The organism is Clostridium pasteurianum (assembly GCF_001705235.1).
In the GTDB taxonomy this organism is placed as follows: Bacteria; Bacillota; Clostridia; order Clostridiales; family Clostridiaceae; genus Clostridium_S; species Clostridium_S pasteurianum_A.
Genome location: NZ_MCGV01000001.1, coordinates 1,259,198 through 1,274,553, shown reverse-complemented (window position 1 = coordinate 1,274,553; position 15,356 = coordinate 1,259,198). Strand labels below are relative to the sequence as shown.

Sequence of the window (15,356 nt, the reverse complement as noted above, 5' to 3'; positions counted from 1 at the left end):
ATATGATATATACTAACATTAATTACAAAAAAATGTTTACAATCATAAAAAAAACAATTACAATATAAGTGTAATTATTTACAATATATATTGTAAAATTACAAAAAAATATATGTTAGGCAAAAATGGGGGTGAAAAATATGCCTAAAAGAACTAAAAAAAGCCAATCTTTTTGGTTCTTTATAATGCCGTTACTGGCAGCTATTTCTTTTCTGGTGTTTGGTTCAAATAGAGTGTATGCTTTTTCTGGCACGGGAACAGGTACAATAAATGATCCTTATGTGATAACATCAAAAGCACAACTTCAAGAAATGAGCAGTAATTTATCAGCAAGTTATAAACTTGGCAGTGATATTGATCTGCAAAGTAGTGAATGGACACCTATAGGCACTAGTTCAACAAAGTTTAGTGGTGTGCTGGATGGAAATGGACATACCATAAAAAATCTTTCAATAAATAAATTAAATGTTGAAGGAAATGGATTGTTTGGGTATGTAAGTAATGGTGTAATAAAGAACCTTAACGTAAAAGGCGTAAACGTTATCGGCGGAAATTGTACAGGAGCAATAGCAGCAAGTGTTACAGGTACAAGTACCGTAGATAATTGTTCAGCTGATGGAAAGATATTTGCAAATTCTAATGCAGGAGGATTAATAGGAACAGCAAGTGGATTAAAGATAAATAATTCATATTCTGCTGTAACTGTTAATGCATCTGGAGATAATGAAGGTGGTATTGTAGGAAGCCTTACAGGGAATATAACAAATAGTTATGCCATTTCAGATGTAATATCCAAAAGCGGAAGCAGCACTGGAGGACTTGTAGGATGGTTAACTGGAGATATAACTAAATGTTATACAACTAACAATATAAGCTCTAGTGGGAATTATACAGGAGGACTTGCAGGATGGCATCAAGGAATAATTGATGAATCTTATGTAGCAGGAAGTGTGACATCTACTGGAAGTTATGTAGGAGGACTTGCAGGAAGCATTAATTCAACTACTGTACAGAATAGCTTTAATTTAGCACCAGTAAGTGGAGCTTCATATGTAGGTGGAATTAATGGTAATGCATCTGGCAGTACTGTGAAAGATAGTTACTCTGCTGGAAAGATAACTGCATCAAGCGGAAACGCTGGTGGACTTACGGGTACAAATGAAACTGTAACTGATAGTTATTATGATGGAACAGCGGCCGGATATGTACCACAAAATACCTATGATGCAAGTAGATCTACAACTTCAATGGAAATGCAAAGTACTTTTAATAACTGGGAGTTTTTGGATACATGGGCGATAGACGAAGGAAAATCGTATCCATATCTAAGAAATGTTAAAAAGCCAGATGGAGTAACGAAAGGACTTCCATCAGAAGGAGAAACGAGTGGCAGTGGAACACAAAATAATCCATATATAATAAGTAATGTTCAGCAACTTAAAAATATGAATTATAATCTTACCGCGTATTATAAACTGGCAAATGACATCGATTTAAGTAGTATAAATTGGACACCAATAGGAAATAATAATGTACCATTTACAGGAGTATTAGATGGAGATGGACATTCAATAAAAAACATTTCTATGAACAGACTAGGTACTGATTTAAGTGGATTGTTTGGATGTATAAGTGGTGCAACGATAAAGAATCTAAGTATAAATAATGTAAACATAATAGGTGGAAATTATACTGGAGCAATTACGGGAAATGTAATTGGTGGAAAAATTACAAGTACAATAGATAACTGTTATGCCAATGGAACTATTGTAGGTTATAGATGTACTGGAGGATTAGTTGGATATGCATATATGGATGGAAGTACAAATATATTGAACATAACTAATTCGCGTTCTAGTGTAAATGTGACAGGTTCAGGAGACGATGTAGGAGGTATTATAGGAGCACTTGAAGGAAATATCTCAGATTCATATGCAACTGGAACTGTAATATCAAAAAGTGGAAACAATACGGGAGCGCTTGTAGGATGGTCAAGTGGAAGCATATCAAAATGTTATACAACTAATAATGTAACTTCAAGCCAAAAAAATGTAGGAGGAATTTCAGGAAATTTTCAAGGAACAATTGATCAGTGTTACTCAACAGGTAATATAGGTGGAACAGATAATATAGGAGGAATTGTTGGCTATGCAGCATCTGGTACTATACAAAATAGTTTCAGTATATCACAAGTTAGTGGTAATTCATTTGTCGGAGGAATTCAAGGCAGTGGAAGTACTACAATACAAAATTGTTATGCAGCTGGAAAGCTAACAGGAACTTCAAATATTGGAGGAATTACGGGGTCAAATTACACAGTAAATCATTGTTATTATGATGGAATTGTAAGTGGCTGCGCACCTCAAAATAGTAACGATGCTATTAATAGTAGAATAACTACAGCAATGAGAGAACAGCAAAACTTTGAAGGCTGGGAATTCATAAATACATGGGCAATAGATGAAGGAAAGTCATACCCATATTTAAAGAATGTAAAAAAACCTGATGGGTTAGCTAATGGACAAGTTTTAACTGGTAAAGGTACAGAGAGTGATCCTTATATTATAAATACCGTGGAGCAATTGCAAAATATAAAATATAATTTAGGTGGTCACTATAAGCTTGGAAATGATATTGATCTTACAGGAGTTAAATGGAGTCCAATAGGAGAAATTGCAGGTTGTGAGTTTACAGGGACTTTAGATGGAAATGGACATTCAATAAAAAATCTTTCTATGAATAGGCTTGGAACTGATATAACAGGTTTATTTGGAAGATTAAAAGGTGCAACTATAAAAAATCTAAAACTGGAAAATGTAAATCTCATAGGTGGAAATCATACAGGAGCTATAGCAGGTTATAGTGAAAATAGTACTATAGATAATTGTTCTGCATCTGGAACCATTTATGGATATGTGTATACGGGAGGATTAATAGGACAAGGCAATAATGAAACAAACATAAACAACTCTTCTTCCAGTGTTTCAGTTTCAGGAATTGATCCAATTGTGGGACAGAAGACTGATACTGGACAGAGAATTGGAGGCCTTGCTGGAGAACTTACAGGAAATATAACAGGTTCATATGTAACTGGAGACGTAATATCTAAGAGTGGAGATTATGTAGGAGGGTTAGTTGGCGTACTAACCGGAGATATAACAAAAAGTTATGTTGATAATAATGTAAAATCTCAAGGAAGTTATGTAGGAGGACTAGCAGGATGGTTACATGGGCATGTATATCAATCATATGCAGTAGGTGTAGTTATAGCATCATTAGATAATGTTGGGGGATTAGTTGGATATTCCTATGCAGCTTATAACATAAGTACACTTAATAGTATAGAGAATTGTTTTAATTTAAAATTAGTTCAAGGAAGAAATTACGTAGGTGGAATACAGGGTTTCGATGAAGGTAGTACAAATACTGTTGGTGATCATGGATATGATTATAATTACTCTTGGGTAACTGAATATTGGTATGGGGATGCTACAATAAAAAATTGTTATTCTGCAGGTAAAGTAGTATCATCAGGTAATTTAGGTGGATTATCAGGTACACCAACGATTATAACGAATAGTTATTATGATTCAATATCAAGTGAGTATTCACCCGAAAATCCACCTGATGTAGCGAGACTAACTACAGCAATGAAGGAACAGGGTACGTTTGTAAACTGGGAATTCATAAATATTTGGGCAATAGATGAAGGAATGTCCTATCCTTATCTAATAGGTGTAACTAAGCCTAGTGGAGTAACAGAAGGACTTCCTACAGGAGAGGTTGCAGGCGGAAAGGGGACAGCAAATGATCCTTATATTATAAGTACCGCACAGCAGCTTCAAAATATGAAAAATGATCTTGGAGCATATTATAAATTGGCAAATGACATAGATTTACAGGGCATCGATTGGGAACCTGTAGGGGTTAATAGTACGGTTCCATTTACAGGGGTATTTGATGGAAATGGACATTCAATAAAAAATCTTAGCATAAAGAAATTGGGTGTAAGTGGAATTGGGTTATTTGGTTATATAAGTGGAGCAACTATAAAAAATCTAAAATTAGAGAATGTAAACATAACAAGTGGTAATTATACCGGAGCATTAGTAGGAAATGCAATGGGAGTAAGTACAATTGATAATTGTTATTCTAGCGGAATAATTACGGCTTATGGTAATAGCGGTGGATTAGTTGGAGGAACATCTGGCGATGGAAGCAAAATAAATATAAATAACTCAGGTTCCTCAGTTAAAATGACAATAGTAAATGGCGATGGCATCAATGGTGATAATGTAGGTGGTATTGCAGGTGGTATTACAGGAGATATTACAAATTCATATGCAACTGGAGATATAACATCTAAAACTGGAAACTCAACAGGAGGACTTGTTGGATATATTAACGGCAACATAACACAATGTTATACAACTAATAATGTTAATTCAAATGGTAAAAACGCAGGAGGACTTGCTGGATATATTAATGGAAGTATTAGTGAGTGCTATGCGGCAGGAAGTGTAACATCAACATCAAATTTTGTAGGCGGACTTATCGGATATATGAATTCAGGTAAAGTTTGCGATAGTTTTAGTTTGGCGCCAGTTAGTGGAGCTTCATATGTAGGCGGTTTGCTGGGATACAAAAATACAACTGAAAATATATCACATTGTTATTCATCGGGTAAAATAACTGCATCAGGAAAATATGTAGGTGGAATAACAGGAGCAGGTGGAACAATAGACAACAGTTATTATGATGGAATATCAAGTGGGTATATGCCACAAAATGCTAATGACATAAGTAGAATAACATCATCAATGAAACAGAAGAGTAATTTCTTAAAGTGGGAATTTATAAATATATGGGCAATAGATGAAGGAAGTTCATATCCTTATCTAAAAGTTCTAGCTAAACCAGATGGAGTAGCTAAAGGACTTCCTACAGGAGAAGTTGCAGGAGGTAAAGGAACGGCTAGCGATCCATATATTATAAAAACAGTAGAGCAACTTGAAAATATACAATGTGATCCTGGAGCATACTACAAACTTGGAAATGATATAGACCTTAAGGGAATAAATTGGACACCAATAGGGATTAACAGTAATGTAGCATTTACAGGAACTTTAGATGGAAATGGATACTCTATAGAAAATCTTTCTATGAACAGATTGCAAAATGAAAATAGTGCAACTGGACTATTTGGATATGTAACTGGTGGAAAGATAATAAATCTAAAACTTAAAAACGTTAATATAATTGGAAGAAACTATACAGGAGCATTGGCAGGATATGTTTTAAATTCAGATACAAGTAAAAGTGTAATTGATAACTGTTCAGCTGATGGAATAATTACAGCTTATGGATCTACTGGAGGTTTAGTAGGATACGGAAATAGCCTTACTATAACTAACTCAAATTCTTCAGTAAAGGTAAATATAACTGATGAAGTTGATCCAAGTGGTAAAACAGTAAATGGTGATAACGTAGGCGGTATTGTTGGACAAATTGATGGAACTGGAAGTATAATATCAAATTGTTATGCTACTGGTAATGTAATATCAAAAAATGGAAATGACATTGGAGGTTTGGTAGGAAGTTTTTCAGGTACTATAACAAGATGTTATACAACTAATGACGTCAATGCAAAAGGAAATAGTGATAAATCAAAGGGATCATATGTTGGTGGACTGGTAGGTTATATGTCTTCTGGTACAATTGATCAGTGTTATACAACTGGAAGTGTAACAGCATTAGTTGATGATGTTGGAGGACTTACAGGATATTCTCCTTCCACTACAATCCAAAATAGTTTTAGTATGTCTTCTGTTAGTGGACATTCATGTGTAGGTGGATTGCAAGGAAATGGAAGTGGAACAATACAATATTGTTATTCAACTGGTAAAATAACTGCATCAGGAAGTTATGTAGGTGGAATAGAAGGAAATGGAAGTACAGTTGTCAAAAGTTATTATGATGGAATGGCAAGTGGCTATATTCCACAAAATGGTAATGATGCAAGTAAATTAACCAATGAAATGGAATCAAAAGATACATTTCAAAACTGGGAGTTCATAAATACTTGGGGTATAGATGAAGGAAAATCTTATCCTTATTTAAAGACTATAAATAAACCGGATTGTGTAACGGTAACAGATAAAAATGCTGCAAAAGGAAAAGGAACAGCAGAAGATCCTTATATTATAACTACGGTAGAGCAGCTTGAAAATATGAAATATGATTTGACAGCACATTACAAGCTTGGAAATGATATTGATCTTTCAGGAGTAGATTGGACACCAATAGGAAATAGCAATGCGCAATTTACAGGAAGTTTTGACGGAGACGGATATTCAATAAAAAATCTTTCTATGAATAAAGGTAACACAGATGCATGTGGATTTTTTGGATATGTTGGTGGTTCAGCAGAAATAAAGAATGTTGTTATGAAAAATACAAACATTTTAGCTGGAGACTATGTAGGTGCTTTAGCAGCCAATGTTTCAGGAAAAAGTGTTATCGATAATTGTATTGTTATTGATGGAAACATAGAAGGTGGAGGTTATGTAGGAAGCTTAGTAGGAGCAGCATCCGGGCTTAATATAAGTAACTCATCTTCAACTGCAAGAGTAATTGGCACGAAGGATTATGTTGGAGGACTTATAGGAAGTCTCAGTAATGGAAATATAACAAATTGCTACACTGAGGGAGATGTAAGTTCTGATGGAAATTACGTAGGAGGACTTGCAGGAAGCATTAAAGGAAATATAACAGGTTCGTATAGTAATGGAAATGTAACTTCAAATTCAGCTAATAATGTAGGAGGGCTTACAGGCTATTTAAATGGACAAGTTTCTCAATGCTATTCAACAGGAACTATAAAAGGTGTTAAAAACATAGGAGGACTTGTTGGATATTCTGATTCAAGTACAATTCAAGATAGCTTTAATTTAGGAGATGTAAGTGGAACCGACTATATAGGAGGAATACATGGAACTGGTAATGGAGCTACAACTATAAAAACTTGTTATTCAGCAGGAAAAGTAGTAGATGCAGGTTCAAATTTAGGTGGAATTTCTGCAGGAGGAGCAACAATTACTAGAAGTTATTTTGATAGCACAGCCTCAGGAATAAAAACACCTACAGATGAAGCAAAAGCTACAAATGATTTATTTAATAAGAATACTTTCTTAGATTGGGAATTTGTATTTACATGGGCAATTGATAAAGCTTATCCGTACCTTAGAAAATTATCAATACCAATATTCCCTAATTCAAAGGATCAAACTAAAGTTCCTGATGGATTTAAGGTTATAGATGTAACAGGTACAACTATAAAAGTACAGTGGGGACCAATTAGAGGTGTAGTAGGCTACGATATAGAAGTAGATGGAAAAATAATAGATAACGGTACTGATATAAGTTATACATCAACAGGATTAGCAGCAGGCTCAACACATACTTATAGAGTAAGGCTTAGAACACAAAGTGGAGTTGGAGCATGGACAAACTTAATTACAGTAATTACTCCAGGTAATATGGGTAATATAACATCAAAAGTTACAAGTACATCAATGAATATATCATGGGACAAAGTTGATGGCGCAGTAGGTTATGATATAGAAATAGATGGAAAAACAATAGATAATGGAAACAACACAAGTTATGAAGTTGATGGATTAGCACCAGGAACAGCTAATACTTACAGAGTAAGAGCAAAAAATTCATATGGAATTGGTGATTGGAGTACATTAGTAAGTAAACAAACACTAGGAGAAGTAGTAAATATAAAATCAAGTACAGCAGGAACATCAATAACTCTTAATTGGGATGCAGTAGGTGGAGCTGTTAAATATGAAGTAGAAGTAGATGGAAAAGTAATAGATAATGGAAACAGTACAAGTTATACATCAAATGATCTACAACCAGGAACAACTCATACTTATAGAGTAAGGGTAATAACTTTAGATGGAACAGGCGATTGGAGCTCATCAGTTGTTAAGACAACATTAGGTGTAATTCCAACTAGTGGTGTAACAGCAGAAGTAACGGGAACATCAATAAAATTAAGTTGGAATGCAATAACTGGTGCAACGGGCTATGATGTAGAAGTAGATGGCACAATAATAGATAATGGAAACAATACAAGTTATACATCACTACAATTAATACCAGGAACAACTCATGTGTATAGAATAAGACCAAAGACAGCAGATACACTAGGAAATTTCAGTGATTCAATAATTAAAACTGCAATAGGCGTAATAGATGTTAATGGTGTAACAACAGAAGTAACAGATACATCGATAAAATTAAGCTGGAATGCAGTAGCAGGAGCAACTGGTTATGAAGTAGAAGTAGATGGAAATACTATAGATAATGGAAGCAGTACGGTATATACTGCAGAAAAGCTAGAAACTGGAACAACACATACCTATAGAATCAGGGCAAAAAATGCGGATACAATAGGAAGTTTCAGCGGAACAATTACTAAAACTATATTAGCTACATTATCTCCTGTTAATATAACAACAGAAGTAACAGGAACATCAATAAAGTTAAGCTGGAATGCAGTAACGGGAGCAACAGGTTATGATGTAGAGGTAAATGGAAACATCATCGATAATGGTAATAATACAAGCTATGAATTAAAAGATTTGCCAGCAGGCACAACTTATAAATTTAGAGTACGAGCTAAATGTGCAAATGGAGAAGGAAAATTTAGTGACATAATAACTAAAACTACGATAGGTGCTATAGATAAGAATAGTATAACGGCAAAAGCAACTGATACTACTATAAAAATAACTTGGGCAGCAGTAACAGGGGCAACAGGTTATGATGTAGAGGTAGATGGCAATGTAATAGACAATGGAAGTAGTACAAGCTATGTAGTGACTGGACTTGCTACTGGAGTAACACATACGTATAGAATAAGAGCCAAAAATGCAGATACAGTAGGAAGCTTTAGTGATCCAATTGTTAAAACAACATTATCTCCGTTACTACCTACCAGCGTAACAGCAGAAGTAACAGGAACATCAATAAAATTAAGCTGGAATCCGGTAAATGGAGCAACAGGTTATGATGTAGAGGTAGATGGAACAATAGTAGACAATGGAAGTAATACGACTTATACAGCAGAGGATATAAAACCGGGAACAAAACACACTTATAGGGTTAGACCGAAAACAGATAATGGAGTAGGTGAATGGAGTAATCCAATAAGTAAAATTATATTATCTCCAATAAGTAAAAATAGTATTACAGCAGAAGCTACAGATTCTACAATAAATTTAAGCTGGACACCAGTAGCAGGGGCAACAGGCTATGATGTAGAAATAAATGGACAGACAATAGATAATGGTAACAATACAAGTTATTCTGCATTAAATCTTCAAGCTGGTTCAGTTTATAGTATTAGAATAAGACCAAAGACAGTGGATGGAGCAGGCGATTGGAGTGAAATAGTAACAAAAACTATTTTGTCAGTAATACCTACAAGTGGTGTAACATCAGTTTCAACAGGAACGTCAGTAAAATTAAGCTGGAATGCCGTAGCTGGTGCGACAGGTTATGATGTAGAAGTAGATGGAAAAATAGTAGACAATGGAAATAGTACAGTATATGAAGCTACAGGTCTTGTTAATGGAGTAACACATACTTATAGAATAAGACCAAAAACTTCTGATACTATTGGAAACTTTAGTGACGTAATAACGAAGACTACTTTAGATGTAATAACATCAAATGATGTAACAGCAGAAATAACTGATTCTACAGTAAAACTTACATGGAAACCAGTAGCTGGAGCAACAGGTTATGATGTAGAAGTAGATGGAAAACAAGTAGATAATGGAAATAACACAGCATATACAGCATCAGGTCTAAGTACTGGAGTAACTCATGTATTTAGAATAAGAGCAAAAGTAAAAAGTGGTTCAGCTGACTGGAGTGAAAATATCAATAAAACAACTTTAGCTACAATACCTAGCAGCGGTGTAGTATCAGAAGTTACAGGCACATCAGTTAAATTAACTTGGAGTGCAGTAACAGGTGCATCGGGCTATGATGTAGAGGTAGATGGAAAGACAATAGACAACGGAAACAGTACAGTATATGTAGCAACAGGTCTAGATGTAGGAGTAACTCACACTTATAGAATAAGACCAAAAACTTCAGATACAATAGGAAACTGGAGTGATGAAATTAAAAAGACAACACTCTCAGTAATACCAGCAAATGATGTAGCATCTTCAGTTACAGATACATCAGTAAAACTTGAATGGCAACCAGTAGATGGAGCAACAGGTTATGATGTAGAAGTAGATGGTCAAACAGTAGATAATGGAAGAAGTACAGTGTATGAAGCTACAGGACTTAAGCCTGGAATAACTCATTCTTATAGAATAAGACCAAAGACAAAAGATGGATTTGGAGAATGGAGTGACTTAATACACAAAACGACAATAGCTGTACTAACAGAAAATGATATTACAGCAGTTGTAACAGATTCTACAATAAAATTAAGCTGGAAGGCATTAAATGGAGCAACAGGCTATGATGTAGAAGTAGATGGCAAGGTAATAGATAATGGTGATGGTACAGTATATGAAGCTACAGGACTTAAAGCAGGAGTAACTCACACTTATAGAATAAGAGGTAAGACTGATACTGGCATAGGTGACTGGAGCGAAACTGTAAAGGAAACTACTTTAGATTCAGTATCAGCAAGTGGTGTAACAGCAATAGCAACAGGTACATCAGTAAAATTAACTTGGGGTGCAGTAACAGGCGCAGCAGGTTATGATATAGAAGTAGATGGCAATGTAATAGATGCTGGAAATAACACAAGTTATGAAGTGGATGGGTTAACAGTAGGTACAAATCATGTATTCAGGATAAGAGCAAAAGCAGATGAAGGGATAGGAGAATGGAGTGCACCTATAAATAAAGTAACTTTATCTTCACCATCATTAAGTGATATAACAGCAAATGTTACAGAATCAACTGTAAAACTCACATGGAAGGCAATAGACGGAGCAACAGGTTATGATGTAGAAGTAGATGGAAATCCAGTAGATAATGGTAATAGCACTTCTTATACAGGGAGTGGCTTTGAAGCTGGAACTTCTCATACATTTAGAATAAGAGCCAAAGTTGGAAATGGTGCAGGAGATTGGAGCACAGCAATAGTAAAGACAACTTTAGCACAAATATCTATGGGAAGTGTAAAGACAACTGTTACGGATACTTCAATAAGATTAGACTGGACTGCAGTAAAGGGAGCAACAGGTTATGATGTTGAGATAGATGGTACAGCAGTAATAGATAATGGTGATAAAACTTATTACGAATTAGATGGACTTAAGCCAGGAACTGTACACAAATTTAGAGTAAGAGGAAAAACTTCAGATACTGTAAGTAATTGGAGTGAAGTCATAGCAAAAACAACATTATTTGTAGTGCCAGCAGATAAAATTACAGTAACAGCAACAGATACCTCAATAAAGCTTACTTGGGATGCAGTTAGTAATGCAACAGGATATGATGTAGAAGTAGATGGAGTAACAATTGACAATGGAAACAGTACAGTATATGAAGCTACAGGACTTGCAACAGGAACAGTACACACTTATAGAGTAAGAGCAAAATCTTCTGATACGACAGGTATATGGAGTGACACAATTGTAAAGGCAACATTATCTCAAATACCAGTAAGTAATGTAACAACATCAGTAGCAGGAACTAGTGTAAAACTTACTTGGGCTGCAATAACAGGAGCAGTAGGATATGATGTAGAAGTAGATGGCAAAGTAGTAGATGCTGGCAGCAGTACATCATATGAAGCTGTAGGACTTGAAGAAGGAACAGTTCATAAATTTAGAGTAAGAGCAAAAGTAGGTAATGGTTCAGGCGATTGGAGTGACATAATAACAAGAACTACATTAGCAGTAATACCATCAGATAAAGTTATATCAAATGTAACAGCATCTTCAGTAAAACTTACTTGGGATGCAGTAAAAGGCGCAGCAGGCTACGATGTAGAAGTAGATGGAGTAACAATAGATAATGGCAACAGTACAGTATATGAAGCAACTGGATTAACTGCAGGAGTAACTCATACGTATAGAGTAAGGGCGAAATCTTCTGATACAACAGGAGAATGGAGTGATCCAATTGTAAAGACTACATTAAATGTTATACCAGTAGGTGGCATAACAACAGCTGTAACAGATAATACAGTTAAACTTACATGGGCTGCAGTAGATGGAGCAACGGGCTACGAAGTAGAAGTAGATGGAAAAGTTATGGATGCTGGTAGTAATACATCATATGAAGCAGCAGGCCTAGAGGCAGGAGTAGCTCATAAATTTAGAGTAAGAGCAAAGACAGCTAAGGCAGCAGGAGATTGGAGTCAGTTTATAACCAGGACACCAATAGGTATGATACCAAAGGATGGTATAACCTTAGTAAATACCGATACTGGCATAAAATTATCGTGGGCACCTGTAGAAGGAGCAGCTGGTTATGATGTAGAAATAAATGGACAGATTATAGATAATGCTAACAGTACAAGTTATGAAGCAAAAAATTTAATTGCAGGTGTAACTTATACTTGCAGAGTAAGAGCAAAATCTGTTGATACAACAGGACAATGGAGTGAACCAATAGTAAAAACTGAATTAAGTGTTATACCTGTAAGCGGTATAACAACAGTTGTAACAGATACTACGGTAAAACTTACATGGGCACCAGTTAATGGAGCAGTAGGCTATGATGTGGAAATAGATGGAAGTACAGTAGATGCTGGAAATGCTGCATCATATGAAGCTATAAATCTTCAAGCTGGAACAACTCATAAATTTAGAGTAAGAGCAAAGACAGATAAGGGAACAGCTGACTGGAGTGAAATTGTAACAAGAACAACTTTGGCAGTAATAGGCAATGTAACAGCTTCATCAACAGATAGTTCAGTAAAATTATCATGGACACCAGTAAATGGAGCATCAGGTTACGATGTAGAAGTAGACGGAAAGACAATAGACAATGGAACAAGTACAGTATACGAATCAGATGGATTAGATGCAGGAATAACTCATACTTATAGGGTAAGAGCAAAATCTTCTGATACAACAGGAGAATGGAGCAGCACTATAACGAAAACAACTTTAGGGGTAATACCTGTAAGTGGTATAACAACATCTGTAACAGGAACTAGCGTAAAACTTAGCTGGGATGTGGCAAAAGGAGCAGAAGGTTATGATGTAGAAATAGACGGAAATGTTGTAGACGTTAAAGATGTTACATCATATGAAGCTGTAAATTTTGAAGCAGGAACAACTCATAAATTTAGAGTAAGAGCAAAGACAGCAAAAGGAGAAGGAGATTGGAGCGACGTAATAACTAAGACAACCTTAGAAAAGGTACCATCAGATAAGATACAGGCATCAGTAACAGACAGTTCAATAAAATTAACATGGGAAGTAGTAACTGGAGCAGTAAGTTATGATGTGGAATTTGATGGAAATGTAGTAACCGGAATTACTGGTACAAGTTACGAAGCAGATGGACTTCAAGCAGGAACAACTCATAAGTTTATGGTAAGAGCAAAGACAGCAGATACAACAGCAGACTGGAGCGACGAAGTATCTAAGACAACATTAGGAGTAATATCTACAGATGATATAACAACTTCAGTAGGTGCAACATCAATAAAATATAGTTGGAAAGCAGTAACAGGAGCAACAGGATATGATGTAGAATTTGATGGAAAACCTATAGACAATAGTAGTAATACAAGTTATGAAGTAGATGGACTTCAAGCAGGAACAACTCATGAATTTAGAGTAAGAGCAAAGACAATAGATACAAAAGGAGAGTGGAGCGATAAAGTATCTAAGACTATACTAGCGGTAATACCATCAACAGGTATAACAACTTCAGTAAGCGCATCATCAATAAACTACAGTTGGAATGCAGTCGTAGGAGCAGCAGGTTATGATGTAGAAATAGATGGAAAAGTAATAGGTAATGGAAATAACACAAGTTATACAGCAGTAGGATTAGATGCGGGAACAAAACACACATTTAGAGTAAGAGCAAAATCTGCTGATAATATGGCTGACTGGAGTGACACTTTAACTAAAACAACTTTAGCAGTAATATCATCAAATGACGTACAGACAGCAGCAACACATACATCAATAAACTACAGTTGGAATGCAGTTGCAGGAGCAACAGGATATGATGTAGAGTTAGATGGAAAACAAATAAATGATATTAGCGGTACAAGTTATACAGCAGATGGTTTAGATGTAAACTCAAGTCATACATTTAGAGTAAGAGCAAAATGCTCTGATACAACAGGTGACTGGAGTGATGTAATTACTAAAGCTACATTGCCTATTGATAAGGTAAGTGGTGTATCAAGCACTTCAACTTATACATCAATAAAAGTTACATGGAATGCAGTAAATGATGTAACAGGATATGATATAGAAGTAAATGGAAAGGTAATAGATGCCGGCAATAACACAAGTTATACAGCAGAGGGATTAGATGCTAATACAAGCTATAGCTTTAGAGTAAGGGCAAAAATATCCAGTGCAGTAGGTGAGTGGAGTGATGCAATTAGTGCAAAGGTAATGCCAGCTCCTATTATGGATGTTGAAACTGATAATATAATAAATGTAGATAATAATAATATAGTAAATGCAGGAGATACATTTACAGTAACTATTGGATTTAAAAATGCAATAGACATATCTATTATACAGGGCTTAACTGTAAAATATGATTCAAATTTATTTGATTATGTTAAAGCAGAATCGGCAGATACAGGTTTATTTACTATAGATTCTGTGGATGCGTCTAATGCAGGTAAAATCACAATAGATGGAGAAAATGCAGGAGATAAAGCTCTAAATGGTGATAATAAAATTATAAAGTTAACATTTAAGGCTAAAACAAATATTGGAAAAGGAGATATAAATATATTAGGTGGAAGCGTTTGGAATATGGATGGACAAAGTTACAATGCAACATATTCTGGACAGACATTTAATACCGTAAATTGCGATGTAAATGGAGATGGAAAAGTTGACATGCAAGATTATATCGCAGTAAAAAATTGTATAGGAAAAACTTCTGACCAATGGGGAAAATATAAACCTGATGTAAATGGAGATGGAATTGTAGATGCACAAGATAAGAATTGTGTATATGCTGTTATGAAAGCCAACTCAAGTAAATAAAAATTAGAAAATAATTAAAGAAGGCAGTTCCTTAATATGAAGAAATTCATATTGGGTACTGTCTTTTTTGTTCGCTGCAATGCTTTTACTGTCGGCAGT

1 protein-coding gene is annotated in these 15,356 nt (G+C 35.1%); it reads left to right on the top strand.

Translation table 11 applies throughout. The annotated features are described in order from the left end of the window. The first annotated feature begins 140 nt into the window (after positions 1–140). Positions 141–15,257, top strand: a complete 15,117-nt coding sequence (locus BEE63_RS05580) for a fibronectin type III domain-containing protein (protein ID WP_066020437.1) — start codon at positions 141–143, stop codon at positions 15,255–15,257. Positions 15,258–15,356 lie beyond the last annotated feature (99 nt).

Coding starts and splice junctions, on each gene's coding strand:
- BEE63_RS05580 (WP_066020437.1), top strand. CDS start 141: ATGCCTAAAAGAACTAAAAAAAGCCAATCTTTTTGGTTCTTTATAATG.